Below are 25,369 nucleotides of genomic sequence, written 5' to 3' on the forward strand. Positions count from 1 at the left end.
GGCCGTCAGTTGTTATCCGGAGATTGGCCCAGAAGCTCTTCCGGTGTGAACACCGGGAAGCAATCTGGATAACCGGTTCCCAGATTGAAGGTCTTGGGAAGATCGGAGAACATCGTCTTGCCGTCCACGAAGTTCTCGGTCGTGTCGTTCGGGATCGGCAGGTGGATCGACTGCGGCAGTTCATGGCCTTCGAGCAATGCCACTGCGGCTTCAAGCGCGACCGCTGACATCGCCGGCGCATAGACAGCCGACACGCCCGGAATACCGTGTTCCGCCATCAGCATGCGAACACCGTTCTCGCCATCGCCGCCGATCGGGATGATCGGATGGTCAGCGGCAAGAAGCGCATTGATGGTTCCGGCCGTACCGTGCTGGCTGACGACGCCGTCAAACTCGCCATGGGTTGCGAGCGCGTCGGCCACCACCTTCTGGCTGGTACCGGTGTCCCAGTTGCCGACAACCTCGACGATTTCCGCGCCGTCGATCTTGCCAAAGATATCCTGGACAGCGAGGTGGCGGTCACGGTCGGTCGAGTTACCGGGAAGGCCACGCACCTCCAGGATCTTGATACCCTTGCCGGAAATCTCGTCGCGCCCGCCGAGCGCATCGATCACGGCTTCTGCTTTAGTGCTTTCCAGCGCTGTCTGGCTTTCATTGACCTGCACGACGCGATCAGTGTCGAGAATGTTGTCGAACGGGACCAGGATTGTCCCGGCGCGCTCGGCGCGCGAGATGACTGCATTGAAGGCTGTCGGATTTACTGCGATGAAAGTCACCGCATCGAAGCCGGCGGCGATGAAATTGTCGATCGCAGCGATTTGCGCCGCCGCATCATTGCCAACCGAAACGACCTTGAACTCCTTGATCTTCCCGGCATTGCCTGGCCGCGCAGCCCAAGCTTTGGCAGACTGGATCGCCTGCACGCGCCAGTCATTGCCCGCAAAGCCATTCACGAAGGCCAGGCGATAGGGCCCATCCTTGGCTTCATACTGTTTCGTGCCGCTACCTGGCGCCGGTGAAAAACACTCGGGCCGGTGCGTGTCGGCCGTAGCCGCAGTGCCGGCAATCAGCGCCGACATTACAACACCCGACGCAAGTTGGGCTGCCTTGCCTACAAGTCCGGTCTTGGTCACTCTCATCATTTCCTCCCTTGGTTGGATGAGTCGTTGACCGGCAGGCGCGGTTAGAAATACGGAAGACCGCACGTGCCGAGATAAGTCGCGTAAAGGGTGGTGGTGGCGCATATGAACAGGCGATTGCGCTTTGGGCCGCCGAAGCAGACATTCGCCACTGTTTCCGGCAGCCGAATCTTGCCGATCAGTTCGCCCGCCGGATTGATGCAATGCACGCCATCGCCGGCGCTGGTCCAGATATTGCCGTCGACGTCGAGACGAAATCCGTCAAACAGGCCGTGGTCGCAAATCGCGAACACCTCTCCACCTGCCAGTTTTCCGTTCTCGTGGCGGAACTTGCGGATGTGGCGTGGGCCGTCTTCAAGATGGGTGGCCCCTGTATCGGCGATATAGAGTGTCGACTCGTCAGGCGAGAAGGCCAGCCCATTCGGCTTGACAAAATCTCCGGCCGCAATTGTCAGCGCGCCGCTAGCAGGGTCAAACCGATAGACATTGGAGGCACCAATCTCGGATTCTGCCCGGTTCCCCTCATATTCACCGTCGATCCCGTAAGTCGGATCGGTGAACCAGATCGCATTATCCGATGATATGACCACGTCATTCGGCGAGTTCAGGCGTTTACCCTCGTAAACATCGGCGATGACCGATACCGACCCGTCGAGTTCCGTCCTTGTGACCTGGCGTCCTCCGTGTTCGCAACTGACGAGGCGCCCCTGCCGGTCGCGCGTGTGCCCGTTTGAATTGCGCGCCGGCGAGCGGAACGCCGACACCTGACCGGTGGTTTCGTCGTATCGAAGGATGCGGTCGTTGGGGATGTCGGAAAACAGCAGGCCGCGGCTGTCGCCAAAATAGACGGGTCCCTCGAGCCAGCGGCCGCCGGTCCACAGCGTATCGAGATAGGAATTCAACAGGCCGTACTTCCGGAAGTCCGGCGAGTAAACCTCGAAATGATCTTTGAGCATGGAATGGATGTGGTGCATGAGCTCTCTCCGTTCTGTCGTCAACCCGGCCATCTAAGCGGGAACATCACTGGATTGCACCACTGAACTCATTGAAATCATTAGCTCCGCGCCTAATCACTGCCGGCAACGACCGCTGTTTCGCCCAACCCTTCGGGCCCCATCGACAGGTAGCCGCCATCTACCGGCAGATCGGCGCCGGTAATGAAGGAGGCGTCGTCACTGAGCAGGAACAGGATTGCGCGGGCACACTCGACCGGTTCGCCGCAGCGGCGCAGCATATGGTACTTGCCCCAGATCGGATCCCATTTCGCGCGCCCGCCGCCATCCATGTCGGCTGCCTTGTGAACTTCGTTGGTCCAGATCCAGCCGGGGCTGATGCTGTTGACCCGAATGCCATCTGCGGCGAGATCGAGGGCCGCGCATTTGGTCAACTGATCAACCGCGCCCTTGGCCATGTTGTACGTCCATCGGCACTTCTGCGCGATGTGGCCGGAAATGCTGCCGACATTGACGACCGCGCCGCCACCGGAACGCACCATGTGCGGGCGAACATTCTGAATCATGCGGGCGAAGCCGACGGGGCCGACCGTATAGGAGCGTCGCCAATCGGCGGCTTCGGCATCGAGCGCCTTGGCGGTGAACGCAAACGCGTTGTTGACCAGGTAGTCGATCCGGCCGAAACGCCCTGCCGCCGCGTCGACGAATTCGGCGCAGAACCCTTCGTCCTCCATGTCGCCTTCGAGAAACAGCACCTCATGGCCGGACGCTTTCATATCCGCGGCGAGGGCTTCGCCATCGGGGGAGAGATCGCTGAAGGCGACATTGGCGCCTTCCTTCAGCAACTCGTCCAGCGTCGCCCTGCCGATCCCGTTCACGCCGCCGGAAACGACTGCGGTACGGCCCTTGAACCTGTCGGCGACCGGCTTGTGAACTGACATGGAATTTACTCCTTGCAGACCTGCCCGGCGGTTTTGCCGGGCAGGTCTTTACCTGTCGCTTGAGTCTTAGAAACGACCGCCGGTCGCGCGCTGTTTTTCCATGTATTCCGGGATGTTGTTCTCGTCGACGATGAACAACTCGGTGTACATGGGATCGGGCGCGTCCTTGCCGTCGCGGATCTTGTTGACCAGCACATCGACCGAGGTGGTGCCGAAGCCGTACCAGGAGTAGCCAACGAGCGCGTTGGCGTAGCCTTGGTCGACGGCATTCAATGCGCCTTCGAGTGCATCGAGCGACACGCAGACACCGCCCTTGGCGACGAACTCCTTCAGACGCGGCATCGTTTTCAGGTCGGCGAAGAACGGCCACATGCCGACAAAGAAGTAGGAGGCAAGATCCGGCGTCGCGTTGATGCGTTGCTCAACGATCTCGACCGCGCGCTGGACATCGTCATTGCAGGGGTCGGTCGCGATCACCTCGATGGCGTCAACCTTGTCGATCACCGAGCGGAAGCCCTCGACGCGCTGCTCCAGGTTCAGGGCGCCGGGCGTGCCGGTGAGGATGGCGAGCTTGCCGGCGGGGGCGCGCTCGACAACCAGTTCGGCGGCGCGGGCGCCGGCCGTCACCTGGTCGATCGACACATTGGTCATCCGCTTGGAATTCGGCGAATCCGCATCCCAGGTAATGACGGTGACACCCTCGCGGACGGCGCGGTTGATGGCCGGCATCAACGCGTCGGGATCATTGCACGACACGCAGATACCGTTGATACCCTGAACGACGAGGTCGTCGATGATCTGAGACTGCGCGGCCGCGTCGGTCGTGGTCGGTCCGACCCAACGGAAGGCCACGTCTTCCAGTTCGGCGACCCGGTCTTCTGCGCCGGCGCGGGTTACCTCGAACACCGGGTTGTTGAGCGCCTTGGGCACGAAGGCAAGATTGATCCTCCCGGCGGCGCGGGCCGGCACCGCCGGCGCAAACACGCTTACCCCGACGCCCGCGACCACTGCGCTGCTTGCGGTTCCGAGGAACCTACGCCTGTTCATTGCCATTGCATTTCCTCCTCTTTGCAATTCGGGCCACACGGCCCGCGAAACACCGGGCGCGGCGGGACTAAAGCCGCCGCATCCGGTCGATCAGCGCGGCAGCGACGATCACCGCCCCGATGAAGGTCTGCTGCCAGTAGGTGGGGACAACCAGCAGCACGAGTGCGTTGTTGACGAGACCGATCAGAAGCGCACCCAGGATCACGCCGAGCGCGGTCCCGGCACCGCCCGACAGGCTTGCGCCGCCAATGACGACCGAGGCGATGACGACCAGCTCGTAGCCGAACGCCGCATTGGAAACTGCAGCGCCGAGCCGCGCGGTCAGCAGCACACCAGCAAGACCCGCCATCATGCCGCTCAGTATGAAAACGATGCTCTGGTGGCGGCGGATATTGACCCCGGCAAGCCGCGCGGCCGTCTCGTTACCGCCGATGGCGTAGAGTTCGCGCCCGAAACCGGTATAGCGCAGTACCACCGTAAACACGGTCAGCAGCGCCAAGGCGATCCAGACGGGGATCGGAAGGCCGTAGACGGTCCGCGAGCCGAGATCGAGGAACAAATCGGAAAACCCGGTCACCGTGTCGCCCTCGGTCAAGCCAATGGTGATCCCGCGCGCCACCTGCAGCGAACCGAGCGTGACGATGAAGGCATTGACGCCAAAACCGACGGAGAAGAATGCATTGACGGCGCCCACCGCCCCACCGACCGCGATACCGATGCACACACCGAGCGGAACCGGTGCGCCCGCGACCAGCGCAAGCGCTGTCACCATACCGGAAAGCGCCATCGTCGAACCGGTCGACAGATCGATCCGGCCTGTGATGACGACCACCAATTGGCCAAGTGCGGCGATTGCAATGAAAGAGAATCCGAGCAGAACGCTGCGGATATTGACCGCCGAAAGGAAAGCCTCCGACTGCCAGGCCAACGCAAGGCTGCCGATCAAAATCGCAAGTATGAGTCGCGACTCCGGCATGTCACGCAACCCCTTCAGCATGTTTCCTGCATCGGCTGCCCGATTTGCTACCGGCATCTCGTTGACCTCGCTCATGCTGCATTCTCCGCTCGGGTCGGGCTGGCGAGCGCCATGACACGCTCCGGGGTTGCCTCGCACCGGTCGAGCAATCCCGTCATCTTCCCGGCGCTGAACACTGCGACGCGATGGGCAAGCGCCAGCACCTCATCCATCTCCGAGGAAACGACGATGATCGCCACGCCGCTTGCCGCGCGTTCGAAAAGCAACTGATGGATTTCGTCCTTGGCGCCGACATCGACGCCACGCGTGGGTTCGGAAAGCACGAGTACATCCGGCTCGGCCTGCACCGCTCGCGCCACGACAACCTTTTGCTGATTGCCTCCGCTAAGCGTGGAAATCGGTTGTGCCTGGCTTGCCACCCTCACCCGGAACTTGCGGATCAGCTCAGCCGCCCCGTCGCGCATTCGCCGTGGCGAAAGCAGCCCGCGGCTGGAATAGCGCCGATATCGCCCGAGGTGGAGATTATCCACCACGGACATAGAGGGAACGATTCCTTGCGTCTTTCGTTCCTCCGGCACGACGGTAACGCCGTTGCGGGCTGCTTCGCTCGGGGAGTTCGGCTTGAGTGAACTTCCGCGAATAGAGATGGTGCCTGAAACGAGACGCTTGTCGCCGCACAAGAGTTGCGCCGCATCGTGCATTCCAGAGCCGATAAGGCCGGCGAAGCCCAGGATTTCGCCTTCTCTGAGTTCGAACTCCAAGCCGCGCACGCCCGGGCCGGCCGCGCCGCTGACTTTCAAAACAGATCCGCTTCCATGCGCAGGAGGCGTCAGGTCGTATAGCGAAACGGAACGGCCAACCATGGCGCGGATGAGTTCGTCCTCGCCGACGCCATCGTTCGCGAGGTCGGCAACCAAAGCGCCGTCCCGCAACACACTGATGTCGTCGGCAAGTTCGAGAACCTCTGACAAATGATGCGAGATATAGAGGATCGCGAGGCCTGACCGCCGCAGATCGCCAATCAGGTCGAGAAGTCGCCTCACATCGCTCGGCGGCAGCGCCGCAGTCGGCTCGTCGAAGATGATTGCCTTCGGCTCGAGAGCAAGCGCCTTCGCGATCTCCAGCAGTTGGGCCTCGGCGGCAGAGAGGTCGCCGGCGCGTACACGCGGATCGACATCGAGGCCGACGCGACGCAGATACTTGGCAGCGAAACCCAGCTCCACCCGCGATCCGCGGCGACCGCGTGGCGCGGCCGATGGACGCTCGATCATGATATTGTCGGCGAGGCTCAACATCGGAACGTGATGCAGTTCCTGATGCACGATCGCCACGCCGCGCCGGATTGCCTCCCTAGGCGCTGACAACGTCACTTCGACGCCGTCGATGAGGATCTTGCCGGAATTGGGGTGTACGATGCCGGCAAGCATTTTCATAAGCGTGGATTTTCCGGCGCCGTTTTCGCCGATCACCGCCCGAATACGACCGGCGTGGACGGACACGTCTATGTCTTTGGCGACCGTGACACCCGCATAGGACTTCGTCAGCCCACGACCCTCGAGCACAGGCAAGTCCCGCGACATATCGTTCAAGTCGGCCATCCTCACTCCCATTCGCCGCCGCCTCCCGCGCCAGCGATCCAGCCGAATTCAATCAACTTAAAACGACTATGACATATTGCCCGGTTGTAGGGCAACCCAATAATAGGATATACATCAGCGTAGGCGAAATTGTCGCAAGACGACGCCAGGAGGAGCAGCTTTGAACAGGAACGCTTCTAGGACGGAGGCGCGCATTGGCGCGCTGCCGACGCTTGTCGCAATCAGGCGGGGCCGGTACGTCTCGATTGTCGCCGGTGAAATTGCGCTACGGCGAGTGGAGGGGCCAAGTTGAAACGCGATGCCACCAAAGCGGGTCCGCACAGGGAGGCACTGACCGCGTTTGCCGCCACAGTCGGCGACCGCCATGTCTTGTCGGAGCAGGCCGACATTGCACCTTACCTTTCCGACTGGACCAATGAACACACCGGCGATGCCTTCTGCGTGTTGCGCCCTTCGACTACGCGCGAGGTTTCGAAGTGCATCGAGATCTGCCGCACGCATTCAATTTCGGTTGTTCCGCAGGGCGGGAGAACCGGTCTCGTTCGCGGTGGCATGCCGATGGACGGGCGATTACACGCGGTGCTCAATCTCGAGCGACTAAACCGGGTCCGCGCGATAGACCCGGTCAGCTTCACGATCACTGCTGAAGCCGGTGTCATACTGGACAATGCGCGTGCTGCAGCAGCCGAGCACGACTTGCTCCTGCCGTTGTCGCTCGGCGCCCAAGGCAGTTGCCAGATCGGCGGCAACATCGCGACAAATGCCGGCGGCCTCAATGTTCTGCGTTATGGAATGACGCGCGACCTTGTGCTCGGGTTAGAAGCAGTGCTTCCGGACGGGCGCATCCTCGATGGGTTGAACAGCCTGCGCAAAGACAATCGCGGCATCGATATCAATCAGTTGCTGATCGGAAGCGAGGGTACGCTAGGCGTTATCACGGCTGCGACAATGAAGCTCGTGCCGCTACCGGAGAAGACCGAGACGTTGTTTATCGGCCTCCCGTCATTCGAGGCGGCGGTCGAACTGTATTCGAACGGCCGCCGCATGGCTTCTGACCTCATCAGCGCATTCGAAGTCATGTCTGCGCCGACCGTCGACTTCGCACGCGCCACCGTCGCCGATACACGATTTCCGCTTGCCGGCAAACACACGGCTTACGTTCTTGCCGAGCTGTCCGGTTCGGCGGCTGTCAATCTGCGTGAACTCGCCGAAGTCTGGATCGGACAAGCACTGGAAACGGGCCTGGCCGGCGATGCGGCGATCGCCGAATCTGGTGCCCAGGCGGCGGCCATGTGGAAGTTTCGCGAAGACATGGTCGAAGCGCAGACGGGCCGCGGCCTGCATTTCAGATCGGATGTTTCGGTTCCGATTTCGCGGATAGCCGAACTCGCCGAACGCGCCACCGCGAACCTCAGCGAAGCGCTTCCCGAGTGCGATGTGCTGGTCTATGGCCATATCGGCGACGGCAATCTGCATATCAATGTACTTGGCCCCGCCAACGCGAGTCGCACGACGAACGTCGCAATGCTCGCCGCCGCGGAACCGCTGCTCTACAAAGAAGTCGAACGCCTCGGCGGGAGCATCAGCGCGGAACACGGCATTGGCCGAGCCAAGAAAGACGCGTTTCTGGCGCAAGCCGATCCGGTCAAGATTTCCCTGCTCCGGACAATTGGGTGGTGTCTCGACCCCGAAGGGATTATGAATCCCGGTTGCATGTTCGACAAACTGGGGGACGAGGGTGGCGGCTGAGTCGAAGACAGACGCGTTCGGGCAGTTGAACCGCAGCGAGCCGCTGCATCTGCGCGTTGCATCGCGCATTGCCCGCGAAATCGAAGGTGGCAGTTTCAAACCCGGTGACAAGCTCCCATCCGAGCACGAACTGGCGCGGGTTTTCGATGTCAGCCGAAACGTCATCCGCGAGGCGATCGCTTGCCTAAGGTCCGATGGCGTGGTCGACTCCCGACAAGGCGTCGGCGCATTTGTCACCGGACCGGAACACCATCAGACAATCCGCATCGACTCGAGCCTGCTGGCAGAGGCCGACAACCTGAAGGGCCTTTTCGAGCTGCGTTCCATCCTGGAAATCGATGCGGCCGGGCTGGCGGCGCGGCGACGCGATGATGCCCAACTGGCTAATATCGCGACGGCGCTCGAAAACATGTCCGGGAACGAGAAATGGTCTGAAGGCGGGATCGATGCAGATCTCGACTTTCATCGAAGCGTCGCGATCGCTACCGGAAACGCCTATATCGTCAAGTTTCTGACTTTTCTGGCACAGCAGATGCGCAAGTCGATCGTCGCCGCGCGGGAAAGCAATCCTCTGGAGGATATCGTGGAGACCACGATCGACGAACACAAGCGGATCTACGATGCAATAGCGGCCGGCGATCCTGACGCCGCCCGGTCGGCCATGCGGGCGCATATCAGCGGCGCGGCAACCCGGCTGGGCATCGATCCGGATATATAGGGTTCAGCCTCGCGCCTGGGAGAGATAGGCGTCGAGTTCCGCACGCTGCTCCTTCGAGGTGGTCAGGCCCAGCTTTGTCCGGCGCCACAAGATGTCATCGGCGGTCACCGCCCATTCGTTCTCAACCAGATAGCGCACTTCGGCTTCATAGAGGGAAGCACCGAAATCACGTCCGAGATCCTCGAGACTGGCTGCCGAACCGACAAGCCGCCGCGCCAGCGTGCCGTAGAGCCGTACATATCGTTCGCATAGCTTGTCGCCCAGAAACGGAAACTCCGCTGCGAGCGCACGGACCTGCTCGCAATATCCCAACGCCGAAAAATCGCCGCCCGGCAGCGTCGCACCGGCCGTCCATGGCCGGCCTTTTCTGCCTAGCCGGGCCTCGATCAGGGAAAGCATGGATTCGGCGAGCCGCCGGTAAGTGGTGATTTTTCCGCCGAAGATGTTCAGGAGCGGTGCGGACGTCTCGCCGCCATCGGGCTTCAGCACATAATCCCGCGTCGCCTCCTGCGCCTTGGACGCTCCGTCGTCATAGAGCGGCCTGATGCCGGAGTAGGTCCAGACGATGTCGTCGCGGGTTACCGGTTCGACAAAGTAGGTGCTGGCGCCTTCACACAGATAGTCGATCTCCTCGTCCGAAATGTCGATATCGCCGGGCTCTCCGTCATGGTCCTGGTCTGTCGTCCCGATCAGCGTGAAGTCACCCTCGTAGGGAATGGCGAAGAAGATCCGACCGTCGGCGTTTTGAAAGAAGTAGGCGCGCTCGTGCGCGAACTTGCGTGTGACAACGATGTGGCTTCCCTTGACGAGCCGCACATTGCGGGCGTCATTTCTGCCGAGCGCATCGGTCAGCACGGCATCGACCCAGGGGCCGGCCGCATTGACGACCAGCTTCGCGACCACCTGCTCGCGCGCACCGCTGATCGTGTCTTCTATCGTGATGGTCCACGTGTCCGCGCCGCGATCGGCCGCTACAACCTTGCTGCGGGTCTTCACTATCGCCCCGCGATCGGCCGCATCGCGTGCATTCAAAACCACCAGCCGCGCATCGTTGACCCAGCAGTCCGAATACTCGAATGCCTTCTTAAGTTCCCGCTTGAGCGGCTTGCCCGCTTCGTCACTGCGCAGATCGAGAACCCGCGTTGCCGGCAAATCCTTGCGCCCGCCGATGTGGTCATAGAGAAAAAGGCCGAGGCGAAGAAGCCAAGCCGGACGCATCCCCTTGTGATAGGGCAGCACGAAGCGCAGCGGCCAGATGATGTGCGGCGCCATACGCCAGAGCACTTCGCGCTCCATCAACGCCTCACGCACCAGCCGGAACTCGTAATACTCCAGATAGCGCAGTCCGCCATGGATCAGCTTGGTTGACCAGGACGACGTGCCCGACGCGAGATCGTTCATCTCGGCCAGATAGACGGAATAGCCGCGGCCCACCGCGTCACGCGCGATACCGCAACCGTTGATACCGCCGCCGATCACGAAAATGTCGTAGCACTTGGGATCCGCAGACACACCGCCCTCCGAAAAACCTGACGCACCCAATGGGCGTCGTGGCCCTTCTAATCGAAATTCCCGATTGGGGAAGATCGAAAACGGATCGAGGTGTTCTGAGCGAGGTTCAGACGGCGCCTATTCCGCCATCGACACCGATCGTCTCACCGGTCATGAAGCTGTTGGCGGGACTCGCGGCAAACAGGATCGCCTCGACGACCTCGTCGATCTCGGCAAGCCGACGCATCGGCACGCCGCGCACCATCCTGGCTTCTGCCGCCGACGGTTCCTTGGCCGATTGCATGATCTCCTGGATCGCCATGTTGGTGCGCGCGAAGCTCGGGCACACCGCGTTAATGCGTACACCGTGGCGCGCATACTCTGCTGCTGCCGTTCGCGTCAGGCCGACAACTCCGTGCTTGGCGGCGGCATAGGCCGAAAGTGTCGGCGCGCCAGTCGTTCCTGCAATCGATGCGATGTTGACGATAATCCCCGCGTCGCCACTGGTTGCGAAGCGCTTGGTCATCGTGGCGATCTGGTGCTGCATCGCAAAGAACACGCCGAGCAGATCGACCTCGATCACCCGGCGCGCGTCAGCCGCCGACACCAGGTGCATCGGCACCGGCTGGTGCACGATACCGGCATTGTTGATGGCGATATCGAGCGCGCCAAAACGAGCGAGCGCGACGGCGACCAACCGCGCGCCGGTCTCCTCGCGGGCAATGTCGCCTGGTTCATAGGCGACACGTTTCGGATCGAAACCCACCACCGCTTCGCCGGGGTCCTTGGCCAGATCGGACAGGACGAGATTGGCGCCGCCGTCATGGAGGCGCTCAGCGGTGCGCCGCCCGAAACCGCCCGCCGCGCCGGACAGGATGACAGTCTTGCCGGAAAACGCACTCACTCACCAAACTCCCCCTGCAATGTTTCGACGGCGATTCTGGCAACAACAGGTACGGCCATGCCGTAGAGTTTTGCTTTCTGCGGGTTGGATGCATTGCCGTCCAGCGCGCGTTTGTAGACGCCTTGAAGTATTGCCGCAATGCGGAAGAAAGAAAACGCCAGATAAAAACCGAATCCCGGGATCGCGGAGATACCCCGCCTGCGGCAATAACTTTCGACATAGGCTTGCTCGTCCGGAATTCCGAGCGTCACACGGTCGACGCCGCCGAGGCCGCGGAAATCGCCCTCATGCGGCAACCGCCACTGCATGCACTGATAGGCGAGATCAGCGAAGGGATGCCCAAGGGTCGACAATTCCCAGTCAAGCAGCGCGATGATGCGGTCTTCGCCGGGCGCGAACATGATGTTGTCGAGACGGTAGTCGCCATGGACCAGCGACACCCGTCCATCATCGGCGGGCACGTGTTCGGCAAGCCAGGCGATCAGCGCCTCCATGTCCGGGAGCTCACCCGACTGGGAGGCGCGATATTGGTCGGTCCAGCGTGACAATTGCCGCTCGAAATAGCTGCCCGGCTTGCCGAAATCAGTCAGACCAGCCGCTCCTATATCGACATCGTGCAATGCCGCGAGCACTTCATTCATCTGATCGTATATCGCTGCGCGCCGCGCCGGGTCCGGCAGTTCCGGCAACGCCGGATCCCAGAAGATGCGACCGTCGAGATACTCCATGACGAAGAAACGGCGTCCGATCGGGCTGTCGTCGCCCTCGCCGCTCAAGTGCAGCATGCGCGGCACCGGCACGGCCGTACCCTGCAACGCAGCCATCACCCGATATTCGCGCTCCACCATATGCGCCGATTTCAGCAGCTTGCCCGCCGGCTTGGCGCGCAGCACATAGGCTCCGGACCTTGCCTGCAACCGATAGGTCGGATTGGATTGGCCGGTCTTGAACTTGGTGACCTTTTCAAGCGCGGAGAACCCGTCGACATTGGCCTCCAGATAGGCGGCGAGCGCGGCGGTATCGAAATCGGTAGACGGAGTGCTCACCGCCCTACTCCGCGAACAGGCCGACGCCGTGTTGAACCGACTGACCGCCGTCCATCGGGATGATCGCGCCTGTGACATAGGCGCCGGCGCGTGAACATAGGTAGAGCGCGGCGCCAGCTGCATCGTCCGGCGCCCCGATGCGTCCGAGCGGCACGCGCGAACCGACCCAGCGGGCTTGATCGTCGGTGCCTGTTGCGAACGCGGTCATCTTACTGCGAAACGGTCCGGGTGCAAATGCGTTGACAGTAATGCGGCGGCGCGCGAACTCGATGGCGAGCGTCCGCGTCAGGTGATGCACGGCGGCCTTTGAGGCCGTGTAGGAATATGCGCCCTCGGCGACAGGCTGCGTGCCCATCACCGAGCCGAGATTGATGACCCGCGCCGGGTCTTCGTCACTTGCGGCGGCTTCGAGCAGCGGCAACAGTTCGCGCGTCAGATGGAACAGGCCCGTCACGTTGACATCAAGCACACGCTTCCAGGCCTTATACGGAAAGTCCTCAAGCGGCTCACCCCATGTCGCTCCGGCATTGTTGACCAGGATATCGAGCCGGTCGACGCGGCTCGACACGGCCGCAACCAGCGCCGCCACGCCTTCCTCTGTCGACACGTCGCCAGCGACACCCTCGGCGGCCCCGGGCAGGCCCAGCGCATTCAGTTCGGCTGCGGTCTCTTCGCAGACCTCGCCCTTGCGCGATGCGATGATGACTGAAGCGCCACCACCCATAAGGCCCTCAGCGATCATGCGTCCGATTCCCGTGGCGCCGCCGGTTACAAGCGCGCACTTGCCACGCACCGAAAACAGGTTTTCGAGATAGCTCATGGTCCTCCCCTGCCGGTGAATTGGCAACACGCGGCATTGACATAATACTCGGTAGTATGTTGCATATTACCGAACTCGTAAACCCGGATGATTGGCGGGATGCGGGCTGCGGAGGAGGAAACGCGACTTGTTGGAGGCCGGTGCCCGTATATCCGCCAGCAATCCGGCGGCCGATATTCTTGACGTTGCGGCGCGCTGCTTCCAGGAACGTGGCTACCAGGCCACCTCGATCGACGAGGTCGCGCGCGGCGTCGGGGCTACCAAGGGCCGTATCTATTACCATTTCCGGTCCAAGCCTGACCTTTTCGCCGCGGTGTTTCGCGCAGGGATGGAGATGTTGGCGGAGAAAGTGCGGCCGGTTGCGGAACTGGACTTGCCGGCCGCCGAAAAGCTTCGCCGCATGGCGCAGGTTCATGTGGTGGAACTGATCAGAACTCAGCCCTATCAGCGGGTCGTCTGGCAAGGCGTTAATATGCATCTGCGGGGCGCGACCACGCCTGACCAGCGCGAGGCGTTCGACGAACTTGTTCGTACCCGCAACGCCTATGGCGAGCTTTTTCGCGCGGCGATGGAAGCCGCCCGGCAGGAGGGTACTTTTGCTTTCGACAATCCATCTGTCGTGCTGCAGGTGTTTCTCGTCAGCCTCAACTCGCCGATCATCTGGTACTCGCCGCGCCCGGGCGAGACCGAAGCCGACATCGACCGGCTCGCCTCTCAGGTGGTCGAATTTGCCATGTCGGGCCTCAATCAGAAGGAAGCCGCATGAGCGAAATGGACCTTGGGATCACCGGCAGGCTGCAGCCGATCCTGCAGCAGGTTCGTACGATGATCGAGGAAGAAATTGCCCCATTGGACGAGCAGTTCCTCGCCGAAGTCGCGGTCGGCGACCGCTGGAGTTACACCCAGTGCCAAACAGAGATCCTCGAAGGTTTGAAGGCAAAGGCGCGTGAACGCGGTCTGTGGAACTTCTGGCTGACGGCTTCCGACAAGGGCTACGGGCTGACGACGGTGGAATACGCCTATCTGGCCGAGGAAATGGGCAAGAGCCATCTGGCTGCTGAGGTTTTCAACTGTTCGGCGCCCGACACCGGCAACATGGAAGTGCTGGAGCGCTTTGGCTCACAAGCTCAGAAAGACCACTGGCTGACACCGCTTCTGGAGGGCGAAATCCGCTCGGCCTATTTGATGACCGAGCCCGATATCGCGTCTTCTGATGCGACCAATGTCGCCATGTCGTGTGTTAAGGATGGCGGTGACTACGTGCTGAACGGCGAGAAATGGTGGTCGTCGGGTGCCGGCGATCCGCGCTGCAAGATCTATATTGTCATGGTTCGCACGGGCGGCGAGGACGATCCGAAACACCAGCGCCACTCGATGATCCTTGTACCCGCCGACACGCCGGGCATTTCGAAATTGCGCGCGATGGAAGTCTACGGCGACGACGATGCCCCACATGGACACCTTCACCTGCGCTTCGAAAACGTGCGCGTGCCGGTGGAAAACCTGATTCTCGGCGAAGGCCGTGGTTTCGAGATCGCGCAGGGCCGTCTCGGGCCAGGCCGCATCCATCACTGCATGCGGGCAATCGGCCAGGCGGAACGCGCACTGGAACTGATGTGCCGCCGCTCGGTGCGCCGCGAAGCATTCGGCAAGCCGCTGGCGCAACTGGGTGCGAACTACGACATCATCGCAAACGCCCGCATGGAAATCGAGATGGCGCGGCTGCTGTGCCTCAAGGCAGCATGGATGATGGACAAGGGCGACGCCCGCGCGGCCGCTCCGTGGATCAGCCAGATCAAGGTCATCGCCCCGCAAGTCGCGCTCAAGGTCACTGACGAAGCCGTGCAAATGCATGGCGGCGAAGGCGTGAGCCAGACCACGCCGCTGGCACGCATGTGGGCGCATGTGCGCACGCTGCGCCTCGCCGATGGCCCCGACGCCGTGCACCGCCGCCAGATCGCCCGAAGCGAGCTGCGCCGCTACACGCAGGAGAAATTGTCCTGATGAAGGCTGTCGTCGCCCGCGAATACGGCCCGCTCGACCGACTCGCGCACACCGAGATGCCGGATCCCACGGCGAGCGGGCGCGGTATCGTCGTGCGGCAGGAAGCGGTTGGCGTGAACTATCCCGAGGGACTGCTCGTCCAGGGCCTGTACCAGATGAAGCCACCGCTCCCCTTCATCCCCGGCAGCGAAGTCGTTGGCCGCGTCGTCGACGCCGGTCCGGATGCCTCCCGGTTCCAGCCGGGCGACCGTGTTGCCGCGCTGGCCGGACTCGGCGGTTATGCTGAATTGGTTGCCGTGGATGAACGACAGGCGATGCCCCTGCCCGACGGCATCCCGGCCGCCGACGCGACGGCGCTTTTGACCGGCTACGGAACCGCCCATCATGCGCTCAAGCAGAGAGCGCAACTGAAACCTGGCGAAACGCTGTGTGTGGTCGGAGCGGGCGGCCTCACTGGCTCTGCTGCCGTCCAGATCGGCAAAGCGATGGGCGCGCGGGTCATCGCCGTCGCTTCGACGCAGGAAAGGCGCGAAGTGGCGCTGCAATCCGGCGCCGACGACGCCGTCGGCTACGAGAACCTTTCCGACGCGCTGAAACAATTGACCGACGGGCGCGGCGTCGATGTGGCCTTCGACACGGTCGGCGGCGAAACCTTCGACACGTTGGCCCGCCGCATGGCGTGGGACGGCCGGCTGCTTGTCATCGGGTTTGCCTCGGGAGATATCCCGAAGCTGCCCGTCAATCTCGCCTTGGTGAAAGGCTATAGCCTTGTGGGGGTATTCTGGGGCGAGTTCACGCGCCGCGATCCGCAGACCTATGCGGACAATATGCGCGAACTGTTCGGATGGTACGCGTCCGGCAGTGTCAAACCGGTGATCGGCGGCGAGCATCGTCTCGCCGACGCGCCGCAGGTACTCACCATGATCCTCGATCGCGGGGCAACAGGAAAGCATGTGCTGATCCCATGAGTGAAAATCCCACACCCAAGACCATGCGGGCGCTGATCCAGCTGCATGATGGCTATGCCGGCCGTGGCGAGGCGGCCCTCAGACCCTTCCGCGATTTGATCGAACTGGCCGAAGTCGATGTTCCCGAACCGCGACCGGGGCAAGTGCTCATCCGGGTTGCGCTGGCATCGGTCAATCCGTCCGATGTGATGTTCGTAAATGGCATGTACGGCCAACCACGCAAGCTGGGCCGGCCGGCCGGCTTCGAGGGAACCGGCGAGGTTGTGGCTTGCGGCGATCCTGAAGCGGCCGGACATCTGGTCGGCAAGCGCGTGGCATTCACCGCACAAAGCTCGGGTACCTGGGCGGAATATGTCATTGCCGACGCGATGGGCGTAATCCCCCTGCTCGATGCTGTCCGCGACGAGGATGGCGCCGGCATGATCGTCAATCCGATTACCGCTGCGGCGATGTTCGATCTCGTCAAGCGCGAGGATGCCAAGTCATTCGTGATGAGCGCGGCAGCAAGCCAGTTGTGCAAGTTCCTGACCAGCCTAGCCCGCGATGAAGGATACCGGCCGATTGCACTGGTCCGGCGGGACGACCAGATCGACATCTTGAAGCAGCAAGGCGCGGCCCATGTACTCAACGTGACCGCCGACGACTTCGATGCGCGGTTGGCCGAGGTGCTCAAGGAGGAGAGGCCGGAGGTTTTCCTGGACGCGGTGACGGGACCACTGGCCAGCCAGGTTTTTGGCGCCATGGGCAATGGCGCACGCTGGGTCGTTTACGGGCGGCTCGATCCGACGACAACAACGATTGCCGAGCCGGGCCAATTGATCTTCCAGTCGAAATCCATTGAGGGATTCTGGCTGACGAAGTGGTTTCGCGAGACCGCGCCACAGACCATCATGGCCGTCGTGCAATCAGTACAGAAGCGGTTCATCGCCGGGGATTGGTCGACCGACGTGACTGAGCGCCTTTCACTTGACGAGGTGGTCGGCAAACTCGAAGCGGCGCTCGCCGTACCAAACGGAAAGGTGTTTATCGCACCCGGACAACAAGAATAGGCTAAGGATGCGCCGCGCGCCGGCGCATCCGGTTCAAAGCAGGGAGGAGAAACGCTTTGGACAATCTTCAGCTCCTGGTGAGCGGATTGGCGAATGGCTGCATCTACGGCCTGATCGCACTGGGTTTCGTGCTCATCTACAAGGCCACGGAAGCCATTAATTTCGCCCAGGGCGACATGATGATGCTCGGCGCCTTCATCACGCTCGGGCTCGCCAACGGCGCCTATATGGATTTGCCGTTCTGGATAGCGGTTCCAATGGCCATCGTGATGATGGGCGTGCTTGGCTATCTCCTCGATATGATCGTCATCCGCCGGCTGTTCGGCGAGGCGCAAATCGCCGTCGTGATCCTGACGATCGCGCTCGGCTTCGTGATGCGGTTCGCTGCCGGCACCATCTTCGGCTACCAGCCGCAGTCGCTTGAGACACCCTATGCCGGGCAGGACATTTCGTTTGGCGGCGTCGTGCTTGGCGTCGATGAAGCCGTAGTGGTGCTCGCCACAGTCGGCCTGACCATCCTGCTCTACCTGTTCTTCAATCGTACCCGGCTCGGTGTCGCCATGCAGGCGGCTTCGCAAAACCAGCTCGCCGCCTATTACATGGGTATTCCCGTGCGCCGCGTGCAGTCGCTTATCTGGGGATTGGCGGGGGTAACCGCGACCATTGCCGGCGTACTCTACGCCTCCAAGGGTTCGATCGATCCGTCCGCCGGTCTGCTTGGCATCAAGGCATTCGCCGCTGCCGTGATCGGCGGCATGGGCAGCCTGCCGGGCGCACTGCTCGGAGGCCTGATCATCGGCGTTATCGAGCCGTTTGCGAGTCGTTACGTGGCAGCCGGCTACAGCCAGATCGCACCCTATCTGCTGCTTTTCCTGGTGCTTGTGTTCCGTCCGCACGGAATCCTCGCCCAAGTCCACCGCAAGAAGGTCTGACGCCATGCGGATCGTGTTCAAGACCTCCTACGATCAGGACATCGACATGTTCCGCCATCGGGCGCAGGTAGCCTGGTACGTATTGCTGCTCGCGGTGATGATGGTGCTGCCGCTTCTGACCGGCAGTTTCTTTATCGGCGAAGTCACGAACATGCTGATCTGGGCGATTGCAGGCATGGGACTTATGATCCTCGTCGGGCAGTCCGGGCAAGCTTCGCTCGGGCATGCCGCCTTCCTGGCCATCGGGGCTTACGCCAATGTCATCTTGCAACAGCGCGCCGGCCTGCCGTTCCTTGTCAGCTTTCCGCTGGCCGGCCTGATTGCCGGAGCGGCCGGCGTGCTTCTGGCGATCCCGACGACGCGGCTGCACGGCATCTATCTGGCGATCGCCACCTTGGCCGTATCGATCCTGGTCGAGGACTTGATCGTCATTGCCGAACCGCTGACCGGCGGCGTGGCGGGCATGTTCGCCTCCGACATCACGCTGTTCGGCTACTCTATCAACCGCTACATCGATCCCGACGCCTTCTACTGGCTGGTACTCGCGGTCACGCTCGCCGTGGTCTTTTTCTACCGCAATCTCCTGCGGTCACCGCTCGGGCGCGCCTTTGCAGCGGTGCGCGACTCTGAAATCTCGGCGCAGGCGATGGGCGTCAATGTGGCGCGCACCAAGGCGACCGCCTTTGGCTTGTCGACGGCGATTACCGGGCTTGCCGGCGCGCTGATGGGCCATTTTTCCGGCGTCATCACGCATGAGAACTTCACCATCATCATATCGATCCAGATGCTGCTGATGATCGTCATCGGCGGACTGGGGTCGATCCACGGCGCCTTCTTCGGCGCCATCGTGGTGGTGTTCCTGCCGCAGGCGCTGTCCTTCCTGCGCGACTTCGTGTCGGCGATGAGCGGCGGCGGCTCGGTCGCCATCCCGGGCCTTGAGACAGCCGCCTTTGCCGCCATCCTTATCAGCTTCATACTGTTCGAGCCGCTCGGCATCTACGGTCGCTGGATCAAGATCCGCACCTATTTCGAGCTGTTTCCGTTCTACCGCGCCAACATGTTCCGCCGGCAGAAATCCTATCTGAAGACGGAGCGCATGCGATGAGCCCGCTGCTCGAATTCGACAATGTGACGCTCCGGTTCGGCGGCCTTGTCGCTGTCGACAGGCTGAGCTTCCAGGTCGCCGAGGGCGAGGTTTTTGCCATCGTCGGGCCAAACGGCGCCGGCAAGTCGACCGCCTTCAATCTGATTTCGAGGTTCTACGATCCGGCGGAAGGCGACATCCGCCTGTCAGGTGAAAGCCTGCTTTCGCACCCGCCGCACGACCTGGCGCGCTCGGGCGTGGCGCGCACCTTCCAGAACATCGAGCTGTTCGATCAGGCGACCGTCTTGGAGAACCTGCTGGTCGGGCGGCAGCGCTTCCGCCGCTCCAACATCGTCAGCGAGTTGCTGTTCACGCCCTTCGTGCGCACCGAAGAGCGCGTACATCGCCACGCGGTCGAGGAGGTCATCGATTTCCTCGATCTGCAGCACTACCGCGACAAGCGCATCGCCGGCCTGCCCTATGGCGTGCGCAAGGTGGTCGAACTGGGGCGGGCGCTTGCTACGAAACCAAAACTGTTGCTGCTCGACGAGCCGGCATCCGGCCTGTCGGTAGAGGAAACGCGCGACATGGCCTTCTGGATCGAGGACATCAAAAAGCAGATGGGAATCACGGTGTTAATGGTCGAACACGATATGCATCTGGTCTCGTCGGTGTCCGACCGGGTGCTGGCGATGGCCGATGGCCACATGCTCGCGCTTGGAACCCCGGACGAGGTGCAAAACCATCCGAAAGTCCTGGAGGCCTATCTGGGCGTCGACGACGATGGCGCGGAGGACGCGGCATGACGGAACAAAGCGCCAAAACTGTCGCGGAATCGGGTGGAGCCCCGATCCTCAAGGTCGACAACCTGGAGAGCTTCTACGGTCCGATCATGGCGATCCGCGGCGCGTCACTGGTCGTGCCGGAAGGCAAGGTCGTCACCGTGCTTGGAGCGAATGGAGCGGGCAAAACGACGCTGATGAAAACGATTTCCGGCGTGATGGACCCGCAGAAGGGCAAGATTACCTATCGTGGGCGCGACATCACCGGCATGGCGCCGGAACAGGTGGTACGCGCCGGAATCGTACATGTGCCGGAGGGCCGCGAGGTGTTCCCGCTTCTCACCGTGGAAGACAATCTGGCAATGGGCGCATTCACCAGGCGCGACGGCCCGAAGGCCATCTCCCGGGATCTGGAGCTCGTGTTCGGTTACTTTCCGATCCTGAAAGAACGCCGCCAGCAACAGGCCGGCACGCTGTCCGGCGGGCAGCAGCAGATGCTGGCCATCGGTCGCGGACTGATGTCGCACCCGAACCTGATGCTGCTCGACGAGCCGAGCCTCGGTCTCTCGCCTATTTTGGTCAAGGAAATCCTCGGCATTATCCGTCGGCTCAACCGCGAGCAGGGCGTGACAATGCTGCTGGTCGAGCAGAACGCCAAGGCAGCGCTCGATGTCGCCGACTATGGCTACGTCATGGACCTCGGCCGAATCGTCATTGACGGCGACGCCGAAACGCTGAGACAATCCAAGGACGTTCAGGAGTTCTACCTGGGCGTGCAGGGGGAGTCGCAGCGCGGTCAGAAGCGTTGGAAACAAAAGAAGACGTGGCGATAGGGAGGGCTGCGCCATGAATATCCATCAGCCGACCCCGGAACAACATGAGGTCAATGGACTGCGGATCAATGTCGATCTCACGCGGGCGCCATTTCTGATCGACGGGCATGCCACCCTGCCCCAGCTCTTCCTCGACCGCTGCAAGAGCCTCGGCGAGAAGATCGCCCACCGGGAGAAAGACCTCGGTATCTGGCTTTCCTATTCCTGGACGGACTTCTACGAACACACGCGGCTGATCGGGCTCGGCCTCGTTTCGCTGGGCCTGAAACGCGGCGACGTGGTTTCGATCCTTTCCGAGGACAACAAGGAATGGATCTATTGCGACCTCGCTATCCAGTGCGTCGGCGGGATCGTCTCGGGCGTGTACACCACGGATGCTCCGGCCCAGCTCGAGTATCTGGTCAACGATTCCGAAAGCCGCTTCCTGATCGTCGAGAACGACGAGCAACTCGACAAATTCCTGGAAGTGCAGGACGCAATGCCGGACCTGCGCAAGGTGATCGTGCTCGACAAGGACGGGCTCTATGATTTCAGCCACAAAGGCGTCATGTTTCTGGACGATCTCTACAATGAGGGCCGCCGCTTCCTGAAAGCGAATCCGGACTTGTTCGAGGAAGAAATCGCCAAGTGCCGGCCTGACGATACGGCTCTCCTGATTTATACGTCCGGCACGACGGGCGCGCCGAAGGGTGCGATGATCTCGCAATCCAACATCTTCCATTCGCTCAGCGCGGCGATCCATATCGCGCCGAACTTCCCGACCGACGACCAGTTGTGCTTTCTGCCGCTGTGCCACGTCTTCGAGCGCATGTTCTCCGGATTTGCGCCTATCGCCGCGCGTAGCACCGTCAATTTCGCCGAAAGCCCGGAAACCGTGTTCGACAACGTGCAAGAAGTCAGCCCGCAGACCTTCATTGCCGTGCCGCGGCTGTGGGAGAAGCTCTATTCGCGCGTCACCATCCTGGTCAACGACGCGACGCCGCTGCAGCGCTGGGCATTCAACCGCGCGGTCGCCGCCGGCATGCGCAAGGTCGAGCATGAGCTGACCGGCAAGCCGGTGCCGGCAGCGACGGCCCTCGCCTATCGGTTCTGGGACTGGGCGGTGCTGCACAACATGCGGCGCATGCTCGGCATGGACCGCACGCGGCGCTGCACGTCGGGCGCGGCGCCGATTTCGCCTGACTTGTTGCGCTGGTTCCGCAGCGTCGGCATTCCGCTCTTCGAGGGCTACGGCATGACCGAGACCACCGGTGTCATCTCGGCCAATGTCGAGGGCGACAACGTTCTCGGCTCGGTCGGCAGACCGATCGCCGGGGCCGAAATCCGCATCGCCGATGACGGCGAGATTCAGTATCGGGCAGGCAACATGTTCACCGGCTACTGGCGCAAGCCGGACAAGACTGCCGAAGCCTTCACGGAGGATGGCTGGTTCCGCACCGGCGATGTCGGCGAACTGACGCCAGAGGGTCATGTCCGGATCACTGGGCGGCTCAAGGACATCATCATCACGGCGGGCGGCAAGAACATCACGCCAGCGGAGCTGGAAAACCGGCTGAAGTTCTCGCCCTATATCTCTGATGCGGTCATCATCGGGGACCGGCGGAGATACCTGACCTGTCTGGTCATGATCGATCAGGAGAATGTCGAAAAGTACGCGCAGGACCTGCGTGTGCCCTTTAGCGATTTCCGCTCGCTCTGCGCGGCCTCGGAAGTCCAGTCCCTAATCAAGGGTATCGTCGAAGAAACGAACCGCGACTTTGCGCGGGTGGAGCAGATCAAGGATTTTCGGCTGATCGACATCCTGCTGACTGCCGAAGACGAGGAACTGACCGCAACGATGAAGTTGAAACGCGGTTTCGTCGAAAAGAAACACAGCGCTCTGATCGAACAGATGTACGATTAATCCAAGGTGCACTCAGGGAGGAACTGCACATGAAACCAAATATGCTCAAACTGCTAGCCGCTGGTGTTTGCTCGGCGGCGCTTGCCTGCGGCGCGCAAGCCGGTCAGGGCGTTACCGACACAGAAGTCGTGATTGGCTCGAATGGCGACCTGTCCGGCATCTTCGCACCGTTCAACGTGCAGGCGATCAAGGCAGCGCAGTTGGTGTTCGATGAGGTCAACGCCGCGGGCGGCGTGCATGGTCGCACGATCCGCTTCGTTGTCGAGGACCACCAGTACCAGATGCCCAAGGCGATGGCGAACTTCAACAAGCTGGTCAATGCCGACCAGGCGTTTGCCATGATCCTCAATCTCGGTACGCCGATGAATCTCGCCGGCTTCCCGCTTATGGAAGCCAAGGAAGTCGCAAACATCTCGCCGCTGACCGCGTCGAAGGAGATGCTGTCGGGCAACACGGATTTTAAATATGCAGGCACCTCGTCTTACTACGACCAGATGCTCGCTGGTGTCGATTACCTGGTTGGCGAGAAAGGCGCGGAGGAAGTTTGCGCCATGTACATTCCGTCGGACTTCGGCAAGGAGATCCAGTCTGGCGCAAAGACCAAAGCCGAGGAACTGGGCAAGACTTGGGGCGCGGAAACCACGCACAAGCCCGATGAGAGCGAGTTCGTCGGCGCGCTTACCAAGCTGAAGGATGCCGGTTGCGACGTCATCGCAACGGCTCTCGGCGTACGCCAGACGATCGTTGCGGTGGCGACCGCCAAGAAGATCGGATGGACCGATGCGACCTTCATCGGTAGTTCGGCGGCCTTCCACGAGGCCATCGCCGCGCAACCCGGCGGCATCACCGAGGGCTACTATGCGGCCGCCGGCTGGTCGGACTACAAACCGCGCCTCGGCGATCCTGAGGTCAAGACCTGGTATGACGCCTTCAAGGCGAAGTTCGATGGTGAGGAGCCGGGCATGGCGGCGATCCTCGGCAATGCCGCCGCGCAGACCCTGGTCAAGGGGCTTGAGGCCGCCGGACCCGATCTGAACGCCGACTCGTTCCGGCAAGGCATGGAGTCGCTCAACTTCCGCGATCCGGTTGGCGATTCACAATTCGAGTATTCCGCCGACAGCCACCAAGGTGCCGACGACATCGTCATTTCGGTGGTCAAGGGCGGCGTGTTCGAGGAAGTCGCACGTAAGTAGTCTCGCGCGCGGTACGTCCGTACAAGAAAACGAAAGGCCGGGGTCAACACCCCGGCCTACTTTGTCGCGTGAGGCTTGGCGGAAAAGCGTTCCGCCTGGCCGCTACATCGAATGCTTCTTGATGGCGGCGCGCGCTTTCTCGATGAGGGCGTTGCCGTCGATGCCCTTGCCGTCCATCTCGGCGATCCAGTCGTCGACGACCGGCTGGGCAGCGGCTTTCCACTTGTCCAGTTCAGCACCGTCGATGGAGACGATCGCATTGCCACGTCCCTCGGCGACATCGCGCGACGGCTTGTCGGCTTCCTGCATGAGACGACCGGCATTGGCCGACACATCGGCACCAGAATTGGCGTCGATTACAGCCTTCAGGTCATCGGGAAGCGAATCGTATTTTGCCTTGTTCATGGCCAGCACGAATGCCGCTGTATAGAGCATGCGGTCGCCGCCAAACTCGGTATGCGTCTCCGTGAGTTCCGGCACCTTGAGCGCGCGGGTGACTTCCCACGGAATGACGGTCGCGTCGATGACGCCCTTGGAGAGCGCTTCCGGAATGGCGGGAACGGGCATGCCCACCGGGGTCGCCCCAAGCGTTGAAAGCAGACCGTTGATGACCCGGGTCGGACCGCGCACCTTCTTGCCTTCCATGTCAGCCAATTCGCGCACACCGTCGCCCTTACCGTGGATGACGCCGGGACCATGCACCCAGGTCGCGAGAATCTTGAAGTCGGCGAAGTCGGCATCCTTCATGTCGGACTCGAACACTTCCCAGTAAGCGCGCGACGTGGCCTCGGCATTGGTCGCCATGAAGGGAAGCTCGAACACCTCGGCGCGACTGAACAGGCCCGGCGTATAGCCTGGCAGCGTCCAGACGATGTCGACTGCGCCGTCTCGGGCCTGCGAGATCAGTTCCGGCGGACGGCCGCCAAGCGCCATTGCCGAATAAACCTCGACCTTGATGCGCCCACCGGAATCCTTACCGACTTTCTCGGCCCAGGGAATCAGTATTTTCGCAGGCACCGTCGCTTGCGGCGGCAAGAACTGGTGCATGCGAAGGGTCACTTCCTGCGCTTTCGCTGGCCCGGCATCGGCCATGACGCCAAGTACGGCCAATCCGGCGACGGCGGCAGCCAGCACACCCCTGCGTTTGAAGCCGGCGAACGCGGCGTCAAGTTTCGTGGATTTCATTTCTTCCTCCCGGTTGTTGCTTGCAGCGATGTGCATCCACCGACCTACCGGCCC

23 protein-coding genes are annotated in these 25,369 nt (G+C 61.9%); 12 read left to right on the forward strand and 11 right to left on the reverse strand.

The window, feature by feature from the left end; translation table 11 throughout:
• Positions 1-5: 5 nt before the first annotated feature.
• The 6 genes from ACO06R_RS18575 to ACO06R_RS18600 form a co-directional block, all read right to left on the reverse strand.
• Positions 6-1,133, reverse strand: coding sequence for a substrate-binding domain-containing protein (locus ACO06R_RS18575; protein ID WP_421853619.1), 1,128 nt, complete (start codon positions 1,131-1,133; stop codon positions 6-8).
• 50 nt (positions 1,134-1,183) lie between these two features.
• On the reverse strand, positions 1,184-2,113 hold the full coding sequence (locus tag ACO06R_RS18580) for an SMP-30/gluconolactonase/LRE family protein (protein ID WP_421853622.1): 930 nt from the start codon (positions 2,111-2,113) through the stop codon (positions 1,184-1,186).
• Between the two features lie 92 nt (positions 2,114-2,205).
• Positions 2,206-3,033: an SDR family oxidoreductase gene (locus tag ACO06R_RS18585; RefSeq protein WP_421853625.1), complete on the reverse strand. Its 828-nt coding sequence runs from the start codon at positions 3,031-3,033 to the stop codon at positions 2,206-2,208.
• Between the two features lie 66 nt (positions 3,034-3,099).
• Complete coding sequence (locus ACO06R_RS18590) at positions 3,100-4,080, reverse strand: substrate-binding domain-containing protein (protein ID WP_421853628.1); 981 nt, start codon at positions 4,078-4,080, stop codon at positions 3,100-3,102.
• A gap of 67 nt (positions 4,081-4,147) precedes the next feature.
• Entirely contained in the window at positions 4,148-5,131 is a 984-nt protein-coding gene (locus ACO06R_RS18595; RefSeq protein ID WP_421853631.1) for an ABC transporter permease, read from the reverse strand.
• The gene (locus ACO06R_RS18600; protein ID WP_421853634.1) at positions 5,128-6,654 is read right to left on the reverse strand and encodes a sugar ABC transporter ATP-binding protein; all 1,527 of its coding nucleotides are present in this window, start codon (positions 6,652-6,654) and stop codon (positions 5,128-5,130) included. Before ACO06R_RS18600 ends, ACO06R_RS18595 begins: the two co-directional genes overlap by 4 nt.
• A 288-nt stretch (positions 6,655-6,942) precedes the next feature.
• On the opposite strand from ACO06R_RS18600, the gene ACO06R_RS18605 reads away from it, so the two are divergent.
• Together ACO06R_RS18605 and ACO06R_RS18610 are read left to right on the forward strand one after the other, a co-directional pair.
• A complete protein-coding gene (locus tag ACO06R_RS18605; RefSeq protein ID WP_421853637.1) occupies positions 6,943-8,403 on the forward strand; it encodes an FAD-binding oxidoreductase in 1,461 nt (486 codons plus the stop codon).
• Positions 8,393-9,121, forward strand: a complete 729-nt coding sequence (locus ACO06R_RS18610; RefSeq protein WP_421853640.1) for a FadR/GntR family transcriptional regulator — start codon at positions 8,393-8,395, stop codon at positions 9,119-9,121. The genes ACO06R_RS18605 and ACO06R_RS18610 overlap by 11 nt, the downstream gene beginning before the upstream one ends.
• A 3-nt stretch (positions 9,122-9,124) precedes the next feature.
• Here the strand turns inward: ACO06R_RS18610 and glpD are convergent, their stop codons facing one another.
• The 4 genes from glpD to ACO06R_RS18630 form a co-directional block, all read right to left on the reverse strand.
• Entirely contained in the window at positions 9,125-10,633 is a 1,509-nt protein-coding gene (glpD, locus tag ACO06R_RS18615; RefSeq protein ID WP_421853643.1) for a glycerol-3-phosphate dehydrogenase, read from the reverse strand.
• Positions 10,634-10,739: 106 nt separating this feature from the next.
• Entirely contained in the window at positions 10,740-11,516 is a 777-nt protein-coding gene (locus ACO06R_RS18620; protein WP_421853646.1) for an SDR family NAD(P)-dependent oxidoreductase, read from the reverse strand.
• Entirely contained in the window at positions 11,513-12,562 is a 1,050-nt protein-coding gene (locus ACO06R_RS18625; RefSeq protein WP_421853649.1) for a phosphotransferase family protein, read from the reverse strand. Before ACO06R_RS18625 ends, ACO06R_RS18620 begins: the two co-directional genes overlap by 4 nt.
• A 4-nt stretch (positions 12,563-12,566) precedes the next feature.
• Positions 12,567-13,382, reverse strand: a complete 816-nt coding sequence (locus ACO06R_RS18630; protein WP_421853652.1) for an SDR family oxidoreductase — start codon at positions 13,380-13,382, stop codon at positions 12,567-12,569.
• 127 nt (positions 13,383-13,509) lie between these two features.
• Between ACO06R_RS18630 and ACO06R_RS18635 the strand changes: the two genes are divergently transcribed.
• From ACO06R_RS18635 to ACO06R_RS18680, 10 genes are read left to right on the forward strand one after another with little or no spacing between them, the layout of a single operon-like run.
• On the forward strand, positions 13,510-14,148 hold the full coding sequence (locus ACO06R_RS18635; RefSeq protein ID WP_421853655.1) for a TetR/AcrR family transcriptional regulator: 639 nt from the start codon (positions 13,510-13,512) through the stop codon (positions 14,146-14,148).
• A complete protein-coding gene (locus ACO06R_RS18640) occupies positions 14,145-15,386 on the forward strand; it encodes an acyl-CoA dehydrogenase family protein (RefSeq protein WP_421853658.1) in 1,242 nt (413 codons plus the stop codon). The genes ACO06R_RS18635 and ACO06R_RS18640 overlap by 4 nt, the downstream gene beginning before the upstream one ends.
• Positions 15,386-16,354, forward strand: coding sequence for an NADPH:quinone oxidoreductase family protein (locus tag ACO06R_RS18645; RefSeq protein WP_421853661.1), 969 nt, complete (start codon positions 15,386-15,388; stop codon positions 16,352-16,354). The genes ACO06R_RS18640 and ACO06R_RS18645 overlap by 1 nt, the downstream gene beginning before the upstream one ends.
• Positions 16,351-17,403 (forward strand): zinc-binding dehydrogenase, encoded by a 1,053-nt coding sequence (locus ACO06R_RS18650; protein ID WP_421853664.1) that lies wholly within the window; start codon positions 16,351-16,353, stop codon positions 17,401-17,403. The genes ACO06R_RS18645 and ACO06R_RS18650 overlap by 4 nt, the downstream gene beginning before the upstream one ends.
• 56 nt (positions 17,404-17,459) lie before the next feature.
• On the forward strand, positions 17,460-18,335 hold the full coding sequence (locus tag ACO06R_RS18655) for a branched-chain amino acid ABC transporter permease (protein WP_421853667.1): 876 nt from the start codon (positions 17,460-17,462) through the stop codon (positions 18,333-18,335).
• 4 nt (positions 18,336-18,339) lie between these two features.
• Complete coding sequence (locus ACO06R_RS18660) at positions 18,340-19,440, forward strand: branched-chain amino acid ABC transporter permease (RefSeq protein WP_421853670.1); 1,101 nt, start codon at positions 18,340-18,342, stop codon at positions 19,438-19,440.
• A complete protein-coding gene (locus tag ACO06R_RS18665) occupies positions 19,437-20,225 on the forward strand; it encodes an ABC transporter ATP-binding protein (protein WP_421853673.1) in 789 nt (262 codons plus the stop codon). The genes ACO06R_RS18660 and ACO06R_RS18665 overlap by 4 nt, the downstream gene beginning before the upstream one ends.
• On the forward strand, positions 20,222-21,034 hold the full coding sequence (locus ACO06R_RS18670) for an ABC transporter ATP-binding protein (protein WP_421853676.1): 813 nt from the start codon (positions 20,222-20,224) through the stop codon (positions 21,032-21,034). Before ACO06R_RS18665 ends, ACO06R_RS18670 begins: the two co-directional genes overlap by 4 nt.
• A gap of 13 nt (positions 21,035-21,047) precedes the next feature.
• A complete protein-coding gene (locus ACO06R_RS18675; protein ID WP_421853679.1) occupies positions 21,048-22,937 on the forward strand; it encodes an AMP-dependent synthetase/ligase in 1,890 nt (629 codons plus the stop codon).
• Positions 22,938-22,966: 29 nt separating this feature from the next.
• Complete coding sequence (locus ACO06R_RS18680) at positions 22,967-24,130, forward strand: ABC transporter substrate-binding protein (protein WP_421853682.1); 1,164 nt, start codon at positions 22,967-22,969, stop codon at positions 24,128-24,130.
• 102 nt (positions 24,131-24,232) lie between these two features.
• Here ACO06R_RS18680 and ACO06R_RS18685 read toward each other — a convergent pair whose 3' ends face one another.
• Entirely contained in the window at positions 24,233-25,315 is a 1,083-nt protein-coding gene (locus tag ACO06R_RS18685; RefSeq protein ID WP_421853685.1) for a TRAP transporter substrate-binding protein, read from the reverse strand.
• Positions 25,316-25,369 lie beyond the last annotated feature (54 nt).

Origin of the sequence: Oricola sp. (genome assembly GCF_965230365.1) — a bacterium.
In the GTDB taxonomy this organism is placed as follows: Bacteria; Pseudomonadota; Alphaproteobacteria; order Rhizobiales; family Rhizobiaceae; genus Oricola.

Excerpts from the sequence above, each read along its gene's own strand:
- ACO06R_RS18670 (WP_421853676.1), top strand. The coding sequence starts at position 20,222 with ATGACGGAACAAAGCGCCAAAACTGTCGCGGAATCGGGTGGAGCCCCG.
- ACO06R_RS18585 (WP_421853625.1), bottom strand. The coding sequence starts at position 3,033 with ATGTCAGTTCACAAGCCGGTCGCCGACAGGTTCAAGGGCCGTACCGCA.
- ACO06R_RS18650 (WP_421853664.1), top strand. The coding sequence starts at position 16,351 with ATGAGTGAAAATCCCACACCCAAGACCATGCGGGCGCTGATCCAGCTG.
- ACO06R_RS18675 (WP_421853679.1), top strand. The coding sequence starts at position 21,048 with ATGAATATCCATCAGCCGACCCCGGAACAACATGAGGTCAATGGACTG.
- ACO06R_RS18645 (WP_421853661.1), top strand. The coding sequence starts at position 15,386 with ATGAAGGCTGTCGTCGCCCGCGAATACGGCCCGCTCGACCGACTCGCG.
- ACO06R_RS18595 (WP_421853631.1), bottom strand. The coding sequence starts at position 5,131 with ATGAGCGAGGTCAACGAGATGCCGGTAGCAAATCGGGCAGCCGATGCA.
- ACO06R_RS18660 (WP_421853670.1), top strand. The coding sequence starts at position 18,340 with ATGCGGATCGTGTTCAAGACCTCCTACGATCAGGACATCGACATGTTC.
- ACO06R_RS18665 (WP_421853673.1), top strand. The coding sequence starts at position 19,437 with ATGAGCCCGCTGCTCGAATTCGACAATGTGACGCTCCGGTTCGGCGGC.
- ACO06R_RS18590 (WP_421853628.1), bottom strand. The coding sequence starts at position 4,080 with ATGAACAGGCGTAGGTTCCTCGGAACCGCAAGCAGCGCAGTGGTCGCG.
- ACO06R_RS18580 (WP_421853622.1), bottom strand. The coding sequence starts at position 2,113 with ATGCACCACATCCATTCCATGCTCAAAGATCATTTCGAGGTTTACTCG.
- ACO06R_RS18640 (WP_421853658.1), top strand. The coding sequence starts at position 14,145 with ATGAGCGAAATGGACCTTGGGATCACCGGCAGGCTGCAGCCGATCCTG.
- ACO06R_RS18630 (WP_421853652.1), bottom strand. The coding sequence starts at position 13,382 with ATGAGCTATCTCGAAAACCTGTTTTCGGTGCGTGGCAAGTGCGCGCTT.
- ACO06R_RS18680 (WP_421853682.1), top strand. The coding sequence starts at position 22,967 with ATGAAACCAAATATGCTCAAACTGCTAGCCGCTGGTGTTTGCTCGGCG.
- ACO06R_RS18600 (WP_421853634.1), bottom strand. The coding sequence starts at position 6,654 with ATGGCCGACTTGAACGATATGTCGCGGGACTTGCCTGTGCTCGAGGGT.
- ACO06R_RS18685 (WP_421853685.1), bottom strand. The coding sequence starts at position 25,315 with ATGAAATCCACGAAACTTGACGCCGCGTTCGCCGGCTTCAAACGCAGG.